Raw genomic sequence first — 21,481 nt, 5'->3', positions numbered from 1 at the left:
ACCAAGGAGGATTAATATGAATTATAAACACAATTATAAACAAAATGAAAAGATATTGCAACTGACAGAGGAAATTTTAATTGTGGGAATTGATATTGCTAAAGAGAAGCATGTTGCTCGCGCTCAAAATAAGCGAGGAATTCAATTCGGAAAAGCGCTTTAAGTTGAGAATAGTTTCGAAGGTTTTCAGTACTTTAAGGGTTGGATAAATGAATTAGCCGTGCAAAACAATAAAAGTGATAAGACGATTGGTATGGAACCTACTGGACGCTATTGCTGCCTCTTGCATACTGGCTAATGGAAAACAAACTCAAAGTAGTCGTTGTCATTCCAGCACATGTTAAAAGTCAAAAGAGTTGGATGACAATACCCCAATCGAAAATGATGTAAAAGATACCAAAGTCACTCCACGCTTAGTCCAAGCTGGACGTTATTCTGAACCCCATTTGCCGGGCATATATGCGGAACTCCGCGAAGGCATGAATAGGGTATGATCAATTAATGTAAGAGCGGTACAAGGAAGGGTTCATCCATTTACTACGTTGCTAAACGAGCGCCCCGCGCCTTTGTTCCACTATAGGAAAGTATAAGATTTTTTTGGTTTATAGTATAAGAAAAACAAAAGGCTTTCGCCATAAGACTTGGCGACAAGCCAAGTTTTTCTAAGCCTCTTTTTAATGAGGTTCTATTATATGTTGAAATAAGCGCTTTGCCTAACTCAAGTTCGGTCAAAAACTTCTAAGTTGAATAGATTGCTTTCTCCCCCCACTTCTGTATAATATATTTCGAGTATCGAAGAAAAGCATCGGAATGTTTGGAAGGAGAGCGATTCATGGATGCACAACCTAAGGCAGAGACAAAACATGAAAAAATTTGGACACGTGACTTTATCCTGATTTGTCTCGCCAATTTCTGTATATTTTTAGGCTTTCAAATGACGCTGCCGACTTTACCGCTGTTTGTTAAAGAGTTAGGTGGCAGTGATCAACTCATTGGGGTTATTGTGGGAATATTTACATTTTCGGCATTGATCCTGCGTCCATATGCAGGTCACGCTTTGGAATCCAAAGGAAGACAATTTGTTTATATGTTTGGACTGCTTATCTTTGTATTATCTGTTGGTTCATTTGCACTCGTTTCGAGCATTGCACTATTACTTATCCTCCGAATCGTTCAAGGAATCGGTTGGGGATTTTCAACGACAGCCACAGGTACAATTGCTACGGATTTAATTCCACCTTCACGTCGTGGAGAAGGGATGGGTTATTTTGGCTTGGCTGGTAACCTAGCATTAGCACTTGGCCCATCTTTAGGATTAGCCCTCGTCGACCAAATGCGCTTCTCCCAATTTTTTCTAATCTGCGCCTCTGCTGGTCTTGCTGCTTTAATTCTATCAAGTAAAATTAAATATAAAAAAGTAGAGCAATCAAAGGATAAGACGGTGACTTTAAAGTTTGATATTTTTGAGAAAACGGCTATTCAACCCTCTTTGCTGTTGTTTTTTGTGACGTTTACTTTTGGCGGTATTGCTACCTTCCTACCTCTGCACGCAGCTGAACAAGAGATTGCTGGCATCGAAGGCTATTTTTTAATGTATGCTGTTTTCCTTTTGATTTCCCGAACTTTCGCCGGAAAAATTTATGATCGGAGAGGTCATTTATACGTTTTTCTTCCCGGAACAATCCTGATTTTTGGCGCTATGCTATTATTAGCTTGGCTTCCAAGCACGGTAATTTTATTAGTTGCAGCTAGCTTATATGGACTTGGGTTCGGAATGATTCAGCCTGCATTACAGGCTTGGGCGGTAGAAAAAGCACCGGCAAACCGTAAAGGGATGGCGAATGCGACTTTCTTTTCCTTTTTTGATTTAGGTGTTGGTATGGGAGCTATCATCTTTGGACAAATTGCCTTCTTATTTAATTATGCAGTTATCTATGTAACTGCTGCCGGCTCCGTATTCATATCCATGTTATTGTATCTCTATTTAGTATTTATTGCTGTTCGTGGGAAGAAATCATAATGAAGTGAATCCTCTCTTAGTAAGAGTTACCACGGTCATTTGAATTCAAGCGAATTTACAGTAATTCCAGATAAATAAGGAACCAAACTACTGTTGCTCGGTTCCTTATTTTTGGGTTTTCGTTATTCAGTTTGTTTTACAGCTTAAATTTTTTTCTATTAGTGATGCTTAGGCAGTACAATACGTTTGTACAATTGGACCGTAATGACATAATATAAACCGTAGATAGCTACGAAAAGGCTAATCGGTAGCCAAATTTTTGTATAAGGCTCAACCAAGATGAAAGAAAACATTTGCATGCCAATTAGGACATGAACGAGCCCAATAATGGCCGGGAATAAAAATAGGAGAAATAATTCTCGGTAAATGGACCGTTTTAATAACGACTTGCGCACACCGATTTTCCGTAACATATGATAGCGCTCGATATCTGCTCCAGCACTTGATAGTAATTTAAACATAAGCACACTCGCCATCATCATTAAAAATGCAATACCGAGGAAAATTCCCATAAATACTGTACCGCTGGAAAAACTTTTTAAACCAACGTAGTTATTGTATTTTCCGCCCGCATTGTCTACAGTATGACCTACGTAACTTTCGGCAACTATTTTTTGTCTTTCTTCCAGTTGCTTGAACGCGGACAAATGTTTAGAAAAGTCATCTGCCTTCGTTAAGATAACCTGTTTTTCTTTAGCATCTATTTTCCCATAATGGCTCTGATCAACCACATAAATCGTTCTTTCACCAAACATATTATCATCTGCATTTAATTCAAAGGAAATAGCATTCCACCATTTATCCGGGAGCTCTTCCCCTTTAGTGCCATACATCGTATATACGGGAGCAGGGAGTTTCTCTTTGACTCGCTTTATTTTTACATCTGCCAGTTTTTCCATGCCAACTCCTTTTTCATCTCCCATATGGGGGACTAATGGCGGCTGTTCTAATAAGCTTTCTTTAAGGAAAAATACTCCGTTATCTGTTACTTTATACAGATACGTATTTTCCTCTGTTAGCTCCATTGCTTCTAACGTCTTCAAGTCTTCTTTTGTTGGTTCGTAGATTGCTGCGTCGTTTGCTTTAAAGGTAGAAGCTTGCAGCTCAACATTATGATAAAACGATAAACCGGCTGTCATCGCACCTAATCCAAGTGCTATTAACATCGCTACAGTCCCTAGCACCTTGGTTAAGTTAAGCATTCGGAATCGTAATTGCCCCAATGTGAACGAATTAATTCCTGTTTCATTTAAAACCCGATTTTGTTTTAATGTTTTTACAAAGTATGGTAAAATTGAAATGAAAATCAAGTATGTTCCTGGTACGATCGTAACAGTTGCTAAAATAACTCCGATGTGTTGGAATTTAGCGATATGAATCATCGTATAGTAGCCAACAGCCATTAAAATAATGGAAAACAGCACACCAAAAAATGTTTTTACGCCACTTGTTTTAATAAAATCCTCCTGTTTATTTGCTTGTAGTAAATCAAGCACTTTTTTCCTGCCGATTTTCCAAGCATTCACCATTGATGTTAATAAAAACAAAATAATATAAAAGATAACGGTTGTGATTATTGAAGAGGCATAAATTGCTTTAAATCCGGTAGCTTCTGCTGAAAAATCAAGCATATCCATCAACACATCAGCGATAACCGTCGTTAATCCCATTCCAATTATAATCCCAATCACAAGCGAGATCAGTCCGATAAATAGTGTTTCCATAAACATCAACTGGGTAATCTTACTTTTTTTCGCTCCTAGCGTCATATACATTGCCATTTCTTTTTGCCGCAATGTTTGAATAAACGAGGTGGCATAAAAAATATAAAATATGGAAATAAACCCGAGAATAAAAGTTCCGACATGAAAAACAAACATTGTTGCACTAATCATAGCATTTGCTTCAACAAAAGCTTTGTTTTGAGCTAGTGTTTGAAACATATAGAAAATCGCGATGGAAATGGTTAATCCAAATAGTAATACTAGATAATCCTTAAACATTTTCCGCATACTTGTTAGAGATAATTTTACTAACATGTTATCACCTTCTTTTACCATTCACTCGGAGTGTTAAATTCGGAAAGTACATTAAGTATATCTTGGTGAAATGCACTTCGTGTATGATTGCGATGGATTTCTTTATACAGCTGCCCATCTTGGATAAATAATATACGCTGACAGTAACTTGCACTAAGCGGATCATGTGTTACTAGCATAATCGATGTACCAAGGTTTTCATTCATATGGACGAAGGTTTCCATTAAACTTCTAGCATTTTTAGAATCCAATGCTCCTGTTGGTTCGTCTGCCAGTATAAGTGCAGGCTCATGAACGAGTGCACGAGCTGCGGCAACCCGTTGCTTCTGCCCACCTGAAATCGTTACTGGGTATTTAGGAAGAATATCTTGAATGCCGAGATTTTCCGCCACCTTTAACACGCTTGGTTTAATTTGTTTTACCGCAACACCTTGTAAAGATAAAGGCAAAGCGATATTCTCGTAAACAGTAAGGTTTTCCAATAGATTAAAATCCTGAAAGATAAAGCCAAGCTGTTGTGAGCGAAAATCAGCTAGTTGATTTTGCTTCATTTTGGTAATATCCGTTCCGGCAATTTTAACAGAGCCGTCTGTAGCTTGGTCTAATGTGGATATCACATTTAAAAGCGTTGTTTTTCCAGCACCTGATGGTCCCATAATGCCGACAAATTCACCTGTGTTCATTTCAAATGATACGTCCTTTAAGGCATGATATTGTGTTTCTTTATGTTTTCCATATAACTTGTTTAAATGGTTCACTTGTAAGACAGACTGTGTCATAGTTCTACCTCCAACTTTATATTTTCTATTGTTAGCTTAACGCTATATGGAAATTACAGGTATCGAATTTCCTTTCAGCATGCTTACAGATTTGTAACCTTATATAATTAAAATTAGTTTAGTCTACAGAAGAAACCGAATGCTGATTTAAAAATTGAAGATTCATTTATTTGATGGTAAAGCGATAATAACTGGGCTGATGAATACTTCTTTTTGATCCGAATGGAATGCGCATTAAGCCTTCCGTTGATGGAAGCTAGATTTTGTAGCCTTAAATAAATGCTAAAGAACCAAGCATTTTTGCTGCTTGGTTCTTACCATTCTCTACTTTTGCTTAGGCAGTACAATTCGCTTGTACAATTGGACAGTTATAACGTAGTAAATACCGTAAATCAGTAAGAAAATACTAATTGGTAACCATATTTTAGTGTAAGGTTCGACCAAGATGATGGCAAAAGCTTGCATGCCAACCAAGACGTGTGCGAAACCAACGATTGCTGGGAATAAGAATAGCAGGAACAGCTCTCGGTAAATCGATCGCTCCAATAGCTTCTTACGTACGCCAATTTTTCTTAGCATGTGGTAACGTTCAATATCTGCTCTGGCGCTTGATAGCAACTTAAACATTAGCACACTAGCCATCATCATCAGGAAGGCAATACCTAAGAAAACTCCCATAAAGATGGTGCCGCTAGAAAGCTGATATAAACTAGTGTAAAGTGTGGATTTTCCTCCGTAATACGCTATCGGTTCTTCAGTATAGAGTTCGGCAACCTCCTTTTGCCTTTCTTCTAATTGCTTGAGTTTTGGTAAATATTTTGTGAAGTCGTCTGTGCGAGCTAAAATGACTTGCTCTTCCTCTGCGTTTATTTTTTGGAAATGGTTTTCGTCAACCACATAAATCATTCTTGGACCAAACATTTCAAAGCTTGCATTTAACTCACCTGAAATAGCATTAACCCAAGCCTCTGGCAACATTTCGCCTTCTTGACCATCCATGGAATATACAGCTGCAGGGAGCTTACTAGCTACCCGTTTTATTTTTACATCTGCCAGTTTTTGAATGCCAGCTGTATCAGGAATTAAAGGTGGTTGTTTTAATAAATTGCTTTTAAGAAAATAAACGTTATCATCTGTTAGCTTATATACATACGTATGTTTTTCGGGTAGTTTCATCGTTTTAATCGTGTCCATATCTTCTTTTATTGGTTGGTATATAGCGATATCATTTACTTTAAGTTTAGAAGTTTGAACTTCCGCGTTATGGTAAAAGGAAATGCCTGCTGTCATCGCACCTAATCCAAGGGCAATTAACATCGCTACTGTTCCCAGCACTTTTGTTAAATCAAGCATACGAAAGCGTAATTGGCCTAGTGTAAAGGAGTTGATTCCAGTTTCATTTAAAATACGATTTTTTTTCAGTTTCTTTACAAAGAAGGGCAGCAAGTAAATAAACATGAAGAATGTCCCTGGAATGACTGTAACTGTTATAATAATCACTGCTATCTTTTTTATTTCTGTAGACTTAAAATCTAGCATATTGATAAAAATATAATAAGCGATGGCAATTAAAATAACAGAAAAAACCACACCGAGAAATGTTTTTACACCATTCGTTTTAATAACATCTTGTTTTTGATTAGCCTGTAACAAATCAAGTACTTTTTTTCTGCCAATTTGCCACGCATTAACGATGGACGTTAATAAAAATAAAGCGACATAGAAAATAACCGTGGACAAAATCGATTTGGTATAAATAGCTTTAAATCCTTCTGCTTCTGCTGATAAGTTAAGTTTTTCCATTAATAAATCGGTCATAACTGTCGTTAACCCAAAGCCAAGTATAATACCAATAGCTAGGGAAATGAGTCCAATAAACAGGGTTTCCATAAACATCAACTGGGTAATCTTACTTTTTTTCGCTCCCAGCGTCATATACATAGCCATTTCCTTTTGTCGTAATGTTTGAATAAAGGATGTGGCATAAAAGGTATAAAATATAGTAATAAATCCAAGAATGACTGTACCCACATGGAAAATAAACATAATGGAATTAATAAGGGAATTTGCTTCAACAAAAGCCTCATTTTGAGCCAGTGTTTGAAACATATAAAATATAGCAATGGAGATGGTTAGCCCAAATAATAATACTAAATAATCCTTAAACATTTTCCGCATACTTGTTAGAGAAAGCTTTAATAACATACAAACTCACCGGTTTTCATTTCAAATGATACGTCTTTTAATGCATAAGATTGCGTTTCTTTATATTTTCCATATGATTTATTTAAGTGGTTCACTTGTAAAACAGATTGCGTCATGGTTTTACCTCCAGTATTATTTTTTTATTATTAGTTTAGCGTCAAATGGAAATTACAGGTATTGAACTTCCTTTCAGCAAGCTTACAGTTTTGTAAGTAACGATCTGTGAAAGGGAAGAATAGTTTAAAAACAGGGGAAACTTGTTTACAATAGAAGCATAAGTATTGGCAAAGGAAGGTATTTCTGTTTTGAAAACAATCCGTGATATTAATGTGGAAAAATTATTTCCGTCGGTCATTTATAAACGAGGGTTAAAATATTATAGACAAGGTCGCGTCAGTGATCCGTTATTTGATATTAATTATCAGGAGTGGTCGGCAACGGTTGAAGGAACGGAGAACTACATGGTAGAAATTAATGCAAAAAATCTAGCAAATGGTTCCATTGATACCTATTGTAACTGTCCAGCATTTGATACGTTTGGTACATGTAAACATATAGCAGCTGTGTTAATTAAAATTGTGAATAAAGATAAGGGGACGATGGCAGATTTTTCTTCCTATGACTATCACTTAACGCAAAATTTGATGAATGCGTTAAATAATCTTCCGCCAACGGATCAGCTGAAAGCACCATCGCCGAATCAAATCGAGCTTAAGGTGGAATATATTTGTAAGCTGGACTATCATGAGCAAATACAAGTAGAAATAAAAATGGGTGAAAAGCGTTGCTATGTTGTAAAAGATGCTCGTTCTTTATTAGAACATATTATGGAGAAAAGAGAATATCCGTTAACCAAGCGGTTTTCCTATCTTCCAGAGCTGCACACCTTTGCTCAAGAGGATATGGACCTTTTGGTTCAGTTGCATGCTATCTTACAAAGTGAGCGTGTCTATCGTAGTGAGGATAGATTTTCCAGTCATCAAGAGAGCAAACGTTTTATACTCATTCCGCCTTTAGAAGCAAAAACGTTACTGGAGCAGATGGTAAAACGGTCATTTTATGTAGACACAACGAAGGAAAATTATTCATCTGTAATGGTTGAAAAAGAGAAAATGCCGTTTGCCTTTTCTTTATCAGGCCAAAGCCGAGAGGAACTATTACTAAAAATGGATCCATTGCAAGACGTGGTCTTTTTGCCACATTATGAGCTTTTGTTTGCAAATGGAGTGTTCTATTTTCCTGAACCGCATCAAGCGTCCATTATGAAGCAGCTTCGTCGGTTTCAACATCATCATTGGCAATTGCCAATTGCTAAAAATCAGGCTGATGAATTTGTATCTACTGTCATTCCATCGTTAAGAAAAGTGGGCAATGTATCGATTGCCGATAATGTTGCAAAAGATATCGTCCAGTTTCCACTTGAAGCCAAGCTTTATTTGGAAGTAAAGGGTTCATATATTGTTGGAAAATTGGAATATCATTATGGCGATGAGCGAATCGATCCTTTTGGTGGAAGAGAGTCGAATGATATCATTATTATTCGAGATGTGGAAAAAGAACAACAAATCATGCAGCTCATTGAATATGCGGATTTTCATTATAACGGAAAAGAATTATATATTCATGTAGACGATGAAGAAGCAATGTATGAGTTTATTTATTACACGTTACCGAAATTAGATGCGCATGTAGCATTGTTTTTAACAGCTGCTATTCGCAATCTAATCGTGGAACAGGAGCCTCAAGCCTATACCAAAGTGCAGGTCGAAAGTTCATCCAATTTATTAGATATTGGTTTTGATATTGAAGGTGTTAATGAGTCGGAAATCAAACAAATTTTAGCAGCTGTAATAGAAAAAAAGCGATATTATCGCTTAGATAACGGGGCATTACTATCTTTAGAAAATGATACGTTTCTATCTATGCAACAATTTTTTGAGGATATGAATATAAGTACGGATGATGTTACAGAAGGCAATATGAAGGTACCGGTTTACCGCGGTGTACAAATTGATGAGCTATTGCAAACCGATAAAAATTATGATCGCTCGTTTCGCAAGTTGTTACATCATTTAAAATCACCAGAAGAGCAGGTTTACCCACTTCCTGAACTATTTGTTGAGCTTAGGAACTATCAGGAGACAGGCTATCAATGGTTTAAGTCGTTAAGCGAGTATCATTTAGGCGGTATTTTGGCTGATGATATGGGACTGGGAAAAACGTTGCAAAGTATTTCCTATATCGCTTCAGAGCCGGGTGAATACCCACATCTTATTGTTGCGCCGTCTTCTGTTGTATACAACTGGAAAAATGAATGTGCTAAATTCGCTCCACAATTGCAAGTCGCCGTCTTAACAGGTACACCACAGGAGCGGAAACAGAAATTTGCGGATTCGAAGCAGATGGATGTTTGGATCACTTCCTATGCTACAGTGAGGCAAGATATAGAGCTGTATCAGGATATTTCTTTTCAAACGTTAATTCTCGATGAGGCACAATATATTAAAAATTATGCGACGAAAACATCAAAGGCGATTCGGAGCATTCAAGCAGGGCGCCGTTTTGCGTTAAGTGGCACACCGATTGAAAACTCTATTGATGAATTGTGGGCGATTTTTCAAGTGATTTTACCAGGCTTAATGCCTAACTATAAAACATTTAAACAACTTCCTTACGACAAAATTGCCATGATAACAAGACCGTTTATTCTGCGGCGTTTAAAACGAGATGTATTACATGAGTTGCCTGAAAAGATTGAAACGGTGCACAGCTCTCATTTAACGAAAGACCAGAAGGATTTATATATTGGTTATCACCGTCAACTACAACAAGAAGCGGTACAATCAATGAGCGAAAATGGCTTCCAGAAAAGCCGTATGAAAATCTTGGCTGGTTTAACGCGCTTACGGCAGATATGCTGTCATCCGTCGTTATTTATAGAAAACTACCAAGGAAACTCGGGCAAGCTGGAACAATTGATGGAAACGGTAAGAAATGCCAAAGAAAGTGGCAAACGAATGTTGATTTTTTCTCAGTTTACCTCCATGCATGAGATTATTCAGAAAGAATTAGACAAAGAGCAGATTGGCTATTTTTATTTACATGGTCAAACGCCGTCGCAGGAACGTGTAGAAATGAGTGAACGTTTTAATAACGGTGAAAATGATGTTTTTCTTATTTCGTTAAAAGCCGGTGGTACCGGTCTGAATTTAACAGGCGCAGATACGGTTATTCTTTACGATTTATGGTGGAATCCAGCAGTGGAGGATCAGGCAACCGGCCGTGCGCATCGATTTGGTCAAAAGAATGTCGTACAAGTTATTCGTTTAATTACAGAAGGAACCATCGAAGAGAAAATATACGAGTTGCAGCAAAAGAAGCGCGAATTAATCGATCAAGTAATTCAACCAGGGGAAGCAATGCTTTCCAGCTTAAGTGAGAATGATGTACGCGAACTATTAAATATATAAAGGCAAGGGATGTGAAAGAAGCGCTATTAGTAAGGCTTCTTTCATTTGTTTGAGTAAATATTTACAAATTCAAGCTAAAAAGCTTTCTTGGTCGTCCCCTTATATATGGTTTTTCTTCACCTGTTACTTTAATAACTTTACCTGCTAAAAGCTTATTAATGGTTCGTTCGGCACTGCGCTTGGTTACTTTATAATGTAAGGCGAAATCATGCGACGAGAATGGCTCATTATTACGCAATGTAACGAATTGAATGAAATTATAGGATATTTCGTTATTTAACCGTGCTTTATGAATCAATGCCTGATACAATTTCGAAGTATCAAAGGTTTTGGTTATGCCAATAGGACCAATCATATCCTGATTTTCATTTACCAGATAACATTTGCTTTCATTCTCACCTAAGCAAGCCTTTAACGCTGTTTTAGCATTTTCTTTTGCTCTTTTTGCATTAAGCCCAAGCCCAAACCCAATAGCCACAGGAAGTTGTGAACGACGTTCGATGACATGAAGTAATGGAAAATCACGGTAATGTCGTTTGATGTGATCTAACATGCTATTTGTTCCAAAGAGCATGACGCGATTATGTTTATTTATTACTACACATGCATTGTTTTGGTGAGCGAATTCCTCAATGATATGTCGTAATTGCACATTGCTGTCGAAAGACTGTACTTTTGCTTCAGTCGATTTTAGCTGGATATATCCGATTACGATTTGGGTTGTATTCAGTTGATATTGCCGCAGTTTAGCGACTTGTCTTGCCTCTTCAATGGCTAATTTAATATTTAATGAGGGAGTATGTATCTTTCTGGCTGGAATTTCCTTTTGCTTCAGTTTCTCTTCTACTTCTTTGAGGGATGTAAGAACATAATCTATCTTTCCTTGTTTCCATAGACGTTGGTGATATTCAACAATAGAAGAGAAGTCATGAGACATCGATTCGTTAGTTTGAAGAAAATAGATGTCATTATCTTGCAAATCTAATTCTGATAAAACATTGTATACAGGTTTTACATCGCAAACATCCATAGAAATACGGTTCCAGTTTTGTTCCCTTTCCTGTTTCAAAAGACTTAATGTTGTTAATAGCATATATTCATTCAAAGAAATATAGATGCAAGGAGTCGTTTTTTTGACAGCTTTATTTTTCACCAATAAGTATGGAATTTGTTCGGTGAAAAGATAGATATCACATACATATGCTTTTTCTACTTGATAAAACAACTCTTTTGTTTGCACGTACGGAAAAAACATAAATTCAAGCTCTTTATCTACAGCTATTTTTTTAACTCGACTCAGCATAGAACTTGGGCAAAATATGGCTACTTTCATTTTCATTCGATCGCTCCTGTTTGAGTAATATAAATGCTGCACCCGCCGAAGCGAAGATGAATCTGTTTTGACTATTGCATGAAAACAGGTTGCAACAAGACTTCCTCGGATTATACAGGCGGATGTGTTTTTACAATTAAATAGTTAATAGCCATATGATATTGAATTTTCTAACAATTGTCAAGATTATTATTGGAAAAGGCAGCATGAATTCTAAAGAACCTCTTCTAACAAGAGGTTTCCCCTGTATCCCGCGAAAACGGGCTGTAGACTTCACATAGAGTTACAGAAAAGGTGCGAAGACTCCCCGTAAAGGCCCGATTGGTTTAACTAACTTGTCATGGTAAAGAGCATCCCATGACATGAAGTTTCCTTGTATAGTATGCTTATAAAAAGGGTATGGATGGGAGGAAGATAGGATGAATCGTTTTCTAACATTAACTAAAGTGAAGCTACCGATTATTCAGGCGGGAATGGCTGGTGGGATTACGACACCAGAACTTGTCGCAGCAGTTGCAAATCAAGGGGCGCTAGGAACAATAGGGGCAGGCTATATGAAACCAGAAGCATTACAAAAATTAATCCAACAAGTAAAACAATTAACGGATCAACCATTTGCAGTTAATCTGTTTGCGACGAATTTACAAGCGAGTTCAGACGATTTGGAGCCAATGCAATCAGAATTAAATACCTTTCGAGAACGTTTAAGGATTGAGCCAGGAAGTAAAGAAGTGCAAGTGCATGATTATATGCAAGAGAATCTAGAAGTTTTGTTAACGGAAAAGGTTCCTATTATAAGCACGGCTTTTGGTATATTAGCAAATGAACATATCGAGAAGTTGAAAAATAATCATGTGATCTTAATTGGAATGGCAACGAATGTAGAAGAAGCAAAACAGCTTGAAGAGGCGGGATATGATATAGTCGTAGCACAAGGGAGTGAAGCTGGTGGGCATCGAGGTACATTTTATATCGATCAATATCCAGATGGGTGTAATATCGGGTTAGTATCATTGCTTTGTGCTATTACGGAACAGGTTAATATTCCTGTTGTCGCAACAGGTGGGATCATTTGTAAAGAGCAAATGGAAGGGCTACTAAAGTTGGGAGCGGAAGCTGTGCAAATTGGAACACGTTTCCTCGTTGCTGAAGAGGCCGGAACAGCGCCTTCTTATAAGGAAGCTATTCTTAATGCAAAAGCAGAAGATACAGTGATCACAACATTTTTCTCAGGCAGACCGGCAAGAGGAATTGTCAATACATTCATTAACGAACTGGAGCAAAAACAAATGACAGCTTTGCCATTTCCGATTCAAAATGACTGCACGAAGGATATAAGAAAAGCAGCCAAGGAGCAAGGTGATTCTGCTTATCAATCCTTATGGGCAGGACAAGGAGTTGGTCAAATCAGAACGGAAGCAACAGTAAAGGATATTATAGAATCATTCATAAAATAATCTAACAAAAGCATTGGAATGAAGCGTTTGCCTTCATGTAAAAATATGCAATTAGAGTTCCCGTAGCGATTAGATGCTGCGGGTTTTTTAAACTATAGGGAAGTAAAAGTTTTTTTGGTTTATAGTATGAGTCAATTTCATAATAGCTCTTTTTAAAAATACAAAGACATACAGAATTTTAAAATTGTATTATAAAAAACAGAAATCATGCTACTTGTTGCTGATTATTTAATTGTGCATTTATACGATCTGCAGCTAGTTTTGAAGCATTGTACACAAGTGTTACCATGTCAAAATGGACTTTCGCACGCTTTAGTTTTTCTGGTGCACCGAGTCGTGACTTTTTAGTCATTGCATAATAGATTGCATCCAAATTTATCGCGGCAATAACTGCTTCATATTTTTTGGTAGATTCCATGTCATATAATTCTTGGATGCCAAATAAACTTGGTTGTCGTATAATAGTCATAGGAAGTACTCCTCCAGTCTTTTGGGATGTTTTAGTCAACTACCATTATACAAGACTTGGGGAGGCACTTCCTTTTTTACATCTCAAACACATTGATACACAAGGGCTAAGAATTATGAAATTCATTCTATTAATTATATCAGTAGTATTAACAAAAATTTCTTTGTTTTTATCATTATAAAAGGATTTCTAGAAATTAAAAGTGTCGAGTAGACTTTTTGCAAGTTTTCGAGTGGATAACTTTTATTTATATTACAAACATTAACAGGGCACTAAAACCAAAAATCACTCTAAGTTATTCTAAAAGTTATTATTTCACAAAAAGAGAATCCATTTTGATTAATCTTTTTTCAAAATGGATTCTTTAAGTTATTCCTAAAATTAGAGTTTGTGACTAATTTTAGGAATAATCTTATTTATAAGTTCGAGTTGCATTATAATCATATCCTATGTTCTAAATAAAGTGTACAAAAACGCGTGTGTCTCTTTGTAAGAAATCTACGTTTTCAGTATTGGCTGTTTGTGGATCTGGAAAAACAGAGATGCTATTTTCTGGAATCGAAGAAGCATTGCGACAAGGAATGCGAATTTGTATAGCTACGCCAAGAATAGACGTGGTAAGGGAATTATTACCCCGAATACAACAGGCTTTTTCAGCAGTAGCCATTCAGGCATTGTATGGGGATAGCGGTGAAAAGCAAGGTACTTCGCAAATCATGATCGCATCAACTCATCAGCTATTACGGTTTGAACACGCGTTTGATGTCGTCGTCATTGATGAAATAGACGCTTTCCCTTATTACAAGATGCTTCGTTAGCTTTTGCGACAGAAAGGGCATTAAAGCCTTCTGGTACAAGGATCTATTTAACCGCAACACCTAGGCAAAAGCAGCGAAGGCAAATGCGGTCGAAGCAGTTAGCACATGTTTTTGTACCAACTCGTTATCATGGATATCCACTCCCTGCCCCCGTAGTGGGAAATTCTGATGGCATAAACGTTTCATATTATAGTTAAGCTCTTATAAACTATAAATATAGCAAATTGACAAGATTAAATATAATATAGTAGCATGTTACTATATTGATGTAGTAATTTATTATAATGTAAATATGCAATTTAATACGAGGTGTATAAATTGAATGATTTCCAAAGTCTATCTGAAACGGAAATGAAAATAATGAAAGAAATTTGGAAAATAAATCGTCCCTTTAAATCGAATGAATTATTGGAAGTTTTTCTAGTAAAAGAAGGTAAAAAATGGAAAGGGCAAACAATTGCAACCTTTCTTTCTAGGTTAGAAGATAAAGGGATGCTTACTGTAAAGAGAGAAGGACGGTCAAATGTTTATAGCCCAAGATTATCGTTTGAAATGTACGAAAAAAAGAAAGCACAGGGTTTTTTAAATACGATGTATAAAGGATCTGTGAAGAATTTTTTAGCGACACTTTATGATGACGATATTAATTCTGAAGAATTGGATGAAATCAAAAAATGGTTTGATAATAGGTAGGTTTGATAATGGTGGAATATCTAACTATAATTATTGGTCTATCTATAGCAGGAAGCAGTGTATTGTTATTTTCACTATTTATAACATATCTTTCTAAAAGGACTCTTTCATCAAAGTGGTATTATCGGAATAGAAAATTATCTTTATTCTTTTTTCTTGTTCCAGTCTTTCTGGTGTCAGATTTATTATCGGTAATTAACAGCGAAGATGTGACTACTCAATATATAGAACAATCTATTATTTTTCAACCTGTCTTATCTTTAACAACGACTTTTTTTCAAGTCGTTGTTGTAGTTTGGGTTATTGGCGTAATGATTAGTAGTTTAGGATTTATATATATATTTATGCGATTCACGAAAAAACTTAAAGCGAGTTGCTTTTCTGTTCCAAAAGAAAATATTGTATACGATGTTCTACGCAAACAGATGGAGAATATGAATCTAAACTCTCCTGTCGAAATCGTATTTTGTCGTTTAAATATCAGCCCCATAATTATTGGTGTTTTTAAGCCTACTATTGTATTACCGATGCATGATATTCTACCCGATGAGTTAGAAATGATAATTAAGCATGAATTAATACATTATAAGCGAAAAGATTTATGGGTAAAGAGAACTGCGTTGCTCGCAACCATACTCCATTGGTATAACCCATTTGTTTATATATTACAAAAAGAAATCAATAAATGGAGTGAACTTTCCTGCGATGAAGATGTCGTGATAAAAATGTCTCACAGAGAGAGAAAAAAATATGGTGAAACCATTTTAAATATGATCTATCGTTCCAATCAAGAGACAACCCCATATCTTTTGGGTACTTTTTTTGCGACAGGTCAAGTTGATTTTAAAAAAAGATTATTGAGAATATTAGAAGCAAAAAAGGTTAGTAAATCTATTGTAATCCTATCCTTCATAATATTTTTAGCTATCGGAAGCGGTAGTGTTGTAAGTGCTAACTTAATTCACGAAAATATAAATAGAGTATCAGAAGTGGTGCTTTTTAAAGCTGGTAATGACAAGTCAACAGAAGAACAAGAAGAAGGGAGTAATTATGAAATAAATTCAGTCAAGAAATCTGATGAATCTAAATTCTCGAAAGAAGATTGGGAAGAAATTCTTAAACAAGTTGAAAATGGTGAAATAGTTTTAGAAGACGAATGAATAGAATAAAGTAAAACATCATTAATTATAATAAATCACTTATACGAGAAATCATATTCTTTAATACTCAAAGAAAGCGGCTTATCAGGTATTGCATAAGTCGCCTTCTTTTTAGTATTATCTATCTACCAGCAACATTTGCTCACAAAGGGTTGAAGTTTTATCTTTTCTTTTTTTTTCTTTTTTTAGTTAACAAATAACGAAATAGAAAAAAAACTATTAAAGCCCCTACCCCTACAAATATTATTTGAGAAAAGAACGTATTGAGTTCAAAGCCACCCATAAAAATAACTCCTTTTATTTTGAAGATTTAGAGCTAGAAGTCCATTTCACTTTTGAATTAGTGGCACTTGTGATTTTTAAAGTAGTTGTTAAATCAAAAGACTCGCTAAACCCAATTGGTTGACCTCCAATAACTATCCCATTTACTCTAGTAAATGAACCACGACTTTTTACTGTTTTCTTATTATTAGTGACTTTTTTCAATGAGTCAACTACTATGGTTGTTGGTGCATTTGCTTTTGTGCCAGCTTTAGTAACGTCAGTTATCTTAATAGAACCTTTGTTGACTGTGTAACTAGTATTTATTTTAGCTCTGGCCGCTAAATAAAATCCCCAAAAGTCAACTTTATAACTTGTTTTCCATTTTGAACCTGGTTTTCCACTATGACTAGCAAATGTTGAAACAGAATCTGAATTAGCTTCACTAACAGTAGCAGTTTCGGCAACTACAAAACTACCGTCATCGAACTCTACAATCTCTCTATCGTTTAGTCCTAAATCTAACTTCTCTAACTCATCTTCGACTAATTTATAATTAAAAGCACTGACTTTAGTATTTAAATATTGATATATTTCATCTTCTGTGTATTTACTTTGAAATTCAATTACTTCTGGTAATTCTCCTATTTGATCTTCAGACCATCCATCTAAAACTTTTTCTTTAATCAATCCCATCAATTCTTTATAATCTTTCTCCATTTTATTTTCCGATGTTAAATCAGATGCGAATACGCTTAAAGGCGATACTAGGCTTAATAATAAACCAATAATTAAAAATGAATTGAGTAATTTTTTCAAAATTAAAACCTCCCTGTACATAAATATAAATAAAATTACGAGAATCTTTAAACCTATGATTTTCTTTTTCCAAATCAGCATTCGTTTAAAGTTTCTTTATTAACTATCCTCCTTTTATTAGTTATCAACAGTCATTTTGTAATTAAAAAGACGTTTAATTACAAAAATAATCATGAACTACAACTATGTAGTGCAATTATCACTATACCATTGTAGTGATTCATTGTAAATATTAAATATCCGAAAAGAATGAATTTAGCGTAGGTTAAAACGAATATCTTTTTAAAAGATGGTAATAAATCGTTAATAAATTAATTTTAAATTTAAAGACTGTCTAGATTATTTATTAAAACTACACCATGCTTTTTTAAAGCATACTTAAATTAAGCTAAATGGATATATTTTTACTACATGCATGTAGAAAAAAGTAAATATAGCTATTATAATAGAATAATCACAGTTACTAGTGATAAGTAAAACGTAATGCTTAAAGGAGTTGTAACAATGGTTAAGAAGTATTTTGTAATGGTGTTTAGCCTGTTTTTTATGTTTTTATTTCATGTGGGAACTGCAAGTGCAGAGGAAAGTTCAATTTCGGATATGGATTCAGAAGATATTGTTGCTGAACTTGTGTATGAAAAGGATCAATCTACTGAAGAAGAATCTATTGACAAAATATCACCATTTTTAAATTTTACGGTTAGACATTCTTCTCTTGGTATAAATAAACATGTTAAATCTAAAAACAAGTATAAAATGTCAAAAAATCAAAAAGTAAAGGTTGGTGTAATTACATGGAAGCCCTCATCACAAAAAATACAATTGGGATTTATTAATGCTAGTAATGGTAAACAATATTGGACAAAAAGTTATGGTGGTGGGAGGAAAACAAGTGGTAGTTTTATACTAAGTGGACCTAGTGGTACATATTATATTGCTATCCGTACTCCATCTACAAATACTAGAAGTATTAATGTAAAAGGAAGTTTTGACTTTTAATACTTAATATGAATTTGCTCCAGAATATAATAGTTGATGAATTAAATTTATCCGGTGACTTTTTAATTTTTACTCTATTGAGTCAATTTCATAATAGCTCTTTTTAAAAATACAAAGACATACAGAATTTTAAAATTGTATTTTAAAAAACAGAAATTCATGCTACTTGTTGCTGATTTAATTGTGCATTTATACGATCTGCAGCTAGTTTTGAAGCATTGTACACAAGTGTTACCATGTCAAAATGGACTTTTGCACGCTCACCAGTACGATAACGAACATTGTTAAGCTGAAAGAATTCTTTAAGATATGCGTTAACACGTTCTACAGCAGTACGACGTTTGAAAATGTTTTTCCAAGCCTCTGAACCGCGAGCTGGAGCGGTATATTTCCGAAGGTCTTGGGTTATTTTTACCTTATAAACCTTTTGACAGATGCCTTCGTTGGCTAAAGGACAATCATTACATTCTTTTGGTCTCGTGTATTTTAATGTCTCATACTTAGAATCAAAGCTATCATAACGATAAGAATGCTCGCGAAAACAGGTTGGGGAAAAGTGCTTATCATAGCCAAGGAATTCCCCTTCATTTCGCTTGTTGTAAGCAATCACAGATTGGTGCCCCATTCGATGTAATTGATCGTATATCGGTTCATAATCATAACCTGCATCCATGGTGTGATAACGTAAAGACAGTTGAGGAAAGCGTTCATTCATTCCCTTCAGTAATGGGATAGCTGCCTTCCCATCATTTAAACTGCCAGATGAAAAGAGGGAATCTAAAATGTATTGACTTGATGTGCCAACGACTAAGTGAGCTTTGTAGCCAAACCAAAAGACATTCTTTCCTTCCGAATTCTTTTTCACTCCCCACTTGGGGTCTTGAGGAACTCCGGCACGTAATTCAGCTAGAGGAAAATCTAATTGTGCTTCTATTTTCTTTTCATACAAGGGCAAGTTAGCTTCCTTTTGAGCTTCGTCTTTTAACCCCCCGTCACGCTCTTCTTTCGATTTACGGGCCACGTTTTTTAGGTTCGGACGTTGGTTTGTCTTTTTTTTGGTGGTGCTTGATCACGGGCTTCAACATGACAGGCATCGGTAGCAGCAGTATCATCCTGAATAAAACCTTCTGCGATAGCTTGATGTACGATATATTTTCCTTTTCCGTTTCTAATATGTCACACGCCATTAATTTCGTTACAAGCCGAGAATAAGAGGCTTCTGAAGGAACGGAGTCGGATACAAGGAATCCACAATTCCATTTAAAGGCAATATCATCACGAAGACGTTTAATAGATCCTTTATCGTTGGAATTCGTTCCACATATCTCACCACAATGGAAATAATCATAGCTGCATAATTTAGTTTTTCTGGTGCACCGAGTCGTGACTTTTAGTTATTGCATAATAGATTGCATCCAAATTTATCGCAGCAATAACTGCTTCATATTTTTGGGTAGGTTCCATGTCATATAATTCTTGGATGCCAAATAAACTTGTTTGTCGTATAATGGTCATAGGAAGTACTCTCCAGTCTTTATTGGATTTTAGACGACTACCATTATACAAGACTTGGGGAGTACTTTCTTTTTTACATCTCAAACATATTGATACACAAGGACTAAGAATTATGAAATTCATTCAGTATAAGAAAAAAAGGCTTCCGCCATAAGACTTGACGACAAGCCAAGTTTTTCTAAAAAGATAAGAAACCACCATGGCTCGCCTAGAGCGCGAGCCACCATCTATGATGAAAATAAACTTTAAATCGAAATAGAGGTATATACCGTATTCAAATGTGGGTATAACCCTAATAACAATACAACCAGATCGAATATACATTGGCGGATCCTGAAAGGGGATACCCTGCGTAAGAAACGGGTTGTGACAGTATAGAAGTACCATCTATTGTGACTAGATCACGTATACAAAAATTTTGCAAGAAAACTACTGTCATTTGTATTGTTAATTTACTGATGAGGTGGTTCTCCCATGGAAGCAATGATAGAAAGATGTGCAGGCTTGGATGTACACCAGAAAACAGTGGTAGCTTGTGTATTATATGGTCCCTTAGACAAACGACCAAAAAAATCAATTGAATCTTTTTCAACATCAACGAAAGGATTGCTAGAACTTAATGACTGGCTGGTATCGTTGGGAGTAACGGATGTGGTGATGGAAAGTACTGGTGTTTATTGGAAGCTGAAATGGAATATTCTCGAAAATCAATTTCGTCTTGTGCTTGCCAATCCCAAACATGTTAAAAATGCCCCTGGCAGGAAAGCAGATATCAAGGCTGTAGAATGGTTAGCAAAGCTACTGCGCAGTGGCCTTATTGAAGGCAGCTTTGTGCCTCCTGAAGATATTCGGGATTTAAGAGACTTAACCCGCTTTGCTTATAATATTTTAAAAACAGGAGAACCTTATCAGGAATTAGGACCAGATTATGTGAAACAGCATCATAAAAATAAAGAGTTAAAAATGATCGAATATTTAAAGAGGAAAGGATATCGTATTTCATCATCATATCAGCAACCAGCTTAGGTAGATTTAAAAACAAAGTGATATAAATATGAGCCCCTCAAAAAAAAATCAATGATGAAGGGCTTAGCTTCGTATTGCCTTTAGCCAGGGATATTTTCATACAAAATTATAAATTTAGGCGCTTGTGGATAACGAAATAACCGGCTAGCTACGTCCGGCGCATGAGCCCAGCAACGATGCGACTTCACAAAATCGCCCTACGATAAGTCATCATCGGTTCGTCGCAAAGAGGAAGGCCGACTAAAAACGGGCTTGCCGCTCAGGCGTAGCATACCCCTGGTTGCAGGGGCATGATTCCTTTATCTCAGTTGATTTGTTCCATTCGCTACGTTGCTAAACGGGCGCTTGCGCCTTTGTTCCGGGGAGGAGAGTATAAGCTTCTGCTCCATTCCATCTACACCAGAATAGACCAGCTCCG

Annotated in this window: 15 protein-coding genes and 2 pseudogenes; 9 read left to right on the top strand and 8 right to left on the bottom strand. The window is 35.9% G+C overall.

Going from position 1 to position 21,481, the window contains the following annotated elements; all coding sequences use genetic code 11:
* The first annotated feature begins 16 nt into the window (after positions 1-16).
* Both BKP57_RS22045 and BKP57_RS09040 read left to right on the top strand, forming a co-directional pair.
* Positions 17-163 (top strand): IS110 family transposase, encoded by a 147-nt coding sequence (locus BKP57_RS22045; protein ID WP_139344987.1) that lies wholly within the window; start codon positions 17-19, stop codon positions 161-163.
* Between the two features lie 669 nt (positions 164-832).
* A complete protein-coding gene (locus BKP57_RS09040) occupies positions 833-2,020 on the top strand; it encodes an MFS transporter (protein ID WP_050350865.1) in 1,188 nt (395 codons plus the stop codon).
* 158 nt (positions 2,021-2,178) lie between these two features.
* Here the strand turns inward: BKP57_RS09040 and BKP57_RS09035 are convergent, their stop codons facing one another.
* The 4 genes from BKP57_RS09035 to BKP57_RS23125 form a co-directional block, all read right to left on the bottom strand.
* Positions 2,179-4,059: an ABC transporter permease gene (locus BKP57_RS09035; RefSeq protein WP_072741392.1), complete on the bottom strand. Its 1,881-nt coding sequence runs from the start codon at positions 4,057-4,059 to the stop codon at positions 2,179-2,181.
* 14 nt (positions 4,060-4,073) lie between these two features.
* Complete coding sequence (locus BKP57_RS09030; RefSeq protein WP_050350867.1) at positions 4,074-4,838, bottom strand: ABC transporter ATP-binding protein; 765 nt, start codon at positions 4,836-4,838, stop codon at positions 4,074-4,076.
* Positions 4,839-5,162: 324 nt separating this feature from the next.
* Entirely contained in the window at positions 5,163-7,043 is a 1,881-nt protein-coding gene (locus BKP57_RS09025; RefSeq protein WP_072741391.1) for an FtsX-like permease family protein, read from the bottom strand.
* Entirely contained in the window at positions 7,034-7,159 is a 126-nt protein-coding gene (locus tag BKP57_RS23125) for a hypothetical protein (protein WP_257786705.1), read from the bottom strand. Before BKP57_RS23125 ends, BKP57_RS09025 begins: the two co-directional genes overlap by 10 nt.
* Positions 7,160-7,324: 165 nt before the next feature.
* Here BKP57_RS23125 and BKP57_RS09020 point away from each other — a divergent pair, with 165 nt between their 5' ends.
* Positions 7,325-10,513 carry an SNF2 helicase associated domain-containing protein gene (locus BKP57_RS09020; protein ID WP_311998399.1) on the top strand — a complete coding sequence of 1,063 codons (3,189 nt, stop codon included), beginning with the start codon at positions 7,325-7,327 and terminating at the stop codon, positions 10,511-10,513.
* Positions 10,514-10,574: 61 nt separating this feature from the next.
* Here BKP57_RS09020 and BKP57_RS09015 read toward each other — a convergent pair whose 3' ends face one another.
* On the bottom strand, positions 10,575-11,852 hold the full coding sequence (locus BKP57_RS09015) for a hypothetical protein (protein ID WP_072741390.1): 1,278 nt from the start codon (positions 11,850-11,852) through the stop codon (positions 10,575-10,577).
* A 413-nt stretch (positions 11,853-12,265) separates the two neighbouring features.
* On the opposite strand from BKP57_RS09015, the gene BKP57_RS09010 reads away from it, so the two are divergent.
* On the top strand, positions 12,266-13,303 hold the full coding sequence (locus BKP57_RS09010) for an NAD(P)H-dependent flavin oxidoreductase (RefSeq protein WP_050350869.1): 1,038 nt from the start codon (positions 12,266-12,268) through the stop codon (positions 13,301-13,303).
* Between the two features lie 304 nt (positions 13,304-13,607).
* On the opposite strand, the pseudogene BKP57_RS22040 reads toward BKP57_RS09010, so the two are convergent.
* Positions 13,608-13,772 (bottom strand): annotated as a pseudogene (locus BKP57_RS22040) (IS5/IS1182 family transposase); the annotation flags it as partial.
* 512 nt (positions 13,773-14,284) lie between these two features.
* On the opposite strand from BKP57_RS22040, the gene BKP57_RS22805 reads away from it, so the two are divergent.
* The 3 genes from BKP57_RS22805 (at position 14,285) to BKP57_RS08990 (ending at position 16,443) form a co-directional block, all read left to right on the top strand.
* A complete protein-coding gene (locus BKP57_RS22805) occupies positions 14,285-14,590 on the top strand; it encodes a DEAD/DEAH box helicase family protein (RefSeq protein ID WP_072741389.1) in 306 nt (101 codons plus the stop codon).
* Positions 14,591-14,908: 318 nt separating this feature from the next.
* On the top strand, positions 14,909-15,283 hold the full coding sequence (locus tag BKP57_RS08995) for a BlaI/MecI/CopY family transcriptional regulator (protein WP_072741388.1): 375 nt from the start codon (positions 14,909-14,911) through the stop codon (positions 15,281-15,283).
* Between the two features lie 8 nt (positions 15,284-15,291).
* Positions 15,292-16,443 carry a M56 family metallopeptidase gene (locus BKP57_RS08990; protein WP_072741387.1) on the top strand — a complete coding sequence of 384 codons (1,152 nt, stop codon included), beginning with the start codon at positions 15,292-15,294 and terminating at the stop codon, positions 16,441-16,443.
* A gap of 297 nt (positions 16,444-16,740) precedes the next feature.
* Here the strand turns inward: BKP57_RS08990 and BKP57_RS08985 are convergent, their stop codons facing one another.
* Positions 16,741-17,523: a hypothetical protein gene (locus BKP57_RS08985; RefSeq protein ID WP_156875305.1), complete on the bottom strand. Its 783-nt coding sequence runs from the start codon at positions 17,521-17,523 to the stop codon at positions 16,741-16,743.
* A 504-nt stretch (positions 17,524-18,027) separates the two neighbouring features.
* Here BKP57_RS08985 and BKP57_RS08980 point away from each other — a divergent pair.
* On the top strand, positions 18,028-18,522 hold the full coding sequence (locus tag BKP57_RS08980; protein WP_072741385.1) for a hypothetical protein: 495 nt from the start codon (positions 18,028-18,030) through the stop codon (positions 18,520-18,522).
* A 157-nt stretch (positions 18,523-18,679) separates the two neighbouring features.
* Here the strand turns inward: BKP57_RS08980 and BKP57_RS08975 are convergent.
* Positions 18,680-20,037 (bottom strand): annotated as a pseudogene (locus BKP57_RS08975) (IS1182 family transposase).
* Positions 20,038-20,511: 474 nt separating this feature from the next.
* On the opposite strand from BKP57_RS08975, the gene BKP57_RS08970 reads away from it, so the two are divergent.
* A complete protein-coding gene (locus BKP57_RS08970) occupies positions 20,512-21,063 on the top strand; it encodes an IS110 family transposase (protein WP_072741384.1) in 552 nt (183 codons plus the stop codon).
* Positions 21,064-21,481 lie beyond the last annotated feature (418 nt).

The sequence above is a fragment of the Virgibacillus sp. 6R genome (genome assembly GCF_001895305.1).
In the GTDB taxonomy this organism is placed as follows: Bacteria; Bacillota; Bacilli; order Bacillales; family Amphibacillaceae; genus Virgibacillus; species Virgibacillus pantothenticus.
The sequence above is the reverse complement of the archived record's forward strand: the minus strand, read 5'-3'. Positions and strand labels throughout refer to the sequence as shown.

Excerpts from the sequence above, each read along its gene's own strand:
- BKP57_RS08990 (WP_072741387.1), top strand. The coding sequence starts at position 15,292 with ATGGTGGAATATCTAACTATAATTATTGGTCTATCTATAGCAGGAAGC.
- BKP57_RS09010 (WP_050350869.1), top strand. The coding sequence starts at position 12,266 with ATGAATCGTTTTCTAACATTAACTAAAGTGAAGCTACCGATTATTCAG.
- BKP57_RS09030 (WP_050350867.1), bottom strand. The coding sequence starts at position 4,838 with ATGACACAGTCTGTCTTACAAGTGAACCATTTAAACAAGTTATATGGA.
- BKP57_RS09015 (WP_072741390.1), bottom strand. The coding sequence starts at position 11,852 with ATGAAAATGAAAGTAGCCATATTTTGCCCAAGTTCTATGCTGAGTCGA.
- BKP57_RS09035 (WP_072741392.1), bottom strand. The coding sequence starts at position 4,059 with ATGTTAGTAAAATTATCTCTAACAAGTATGCGGAAAATGTTTAAGGAT.
- BKP57_RS08980 (WP_072741385.1), top strand. The coding sequence starts at position 18,028 with ATGGTTAAGAAGTATTTTGTAATGGTGTTTAGCCTGTTTTTTATGTTT.
- BKP57_RS22045 (WP_139344987.1), top strand. The coding sequence starts at position 17 with ATGAATTATAAACACAATTATAAACAAAATGAAAAGATATTGCAACTG.
- BKP57_RS08970 (WP_072741384.1), top strand. The coding sequence starts at position 20,512 with ATGGAAGCAATGATAGAAAGATGTGCAGGCTTGGATGTACACCAGAAA.
- BKP57_RS09040 (WP_050350865.1), top strand. The coding sequence starts at position 833 with ATGGATGCACAACCTAAGGCAGAGACAAAACATGAAAAAATTTGGACA.
- BKP57_RS09025 (WP_072741391.1), bottom strand. The coding sequence starts at position 7,043 with ATGTTATTAAAGCTTTCTCTAACAAGTATGCGGAAAATGTTTAAGGAT.
- BKP57_RS23125 (WP_257786705.1), bottom strand. The coding sequence starts at position 7,159 with ATGACGCAATCTGTTTTACAAGTGAACCACTTAAATAAATCATATGGA.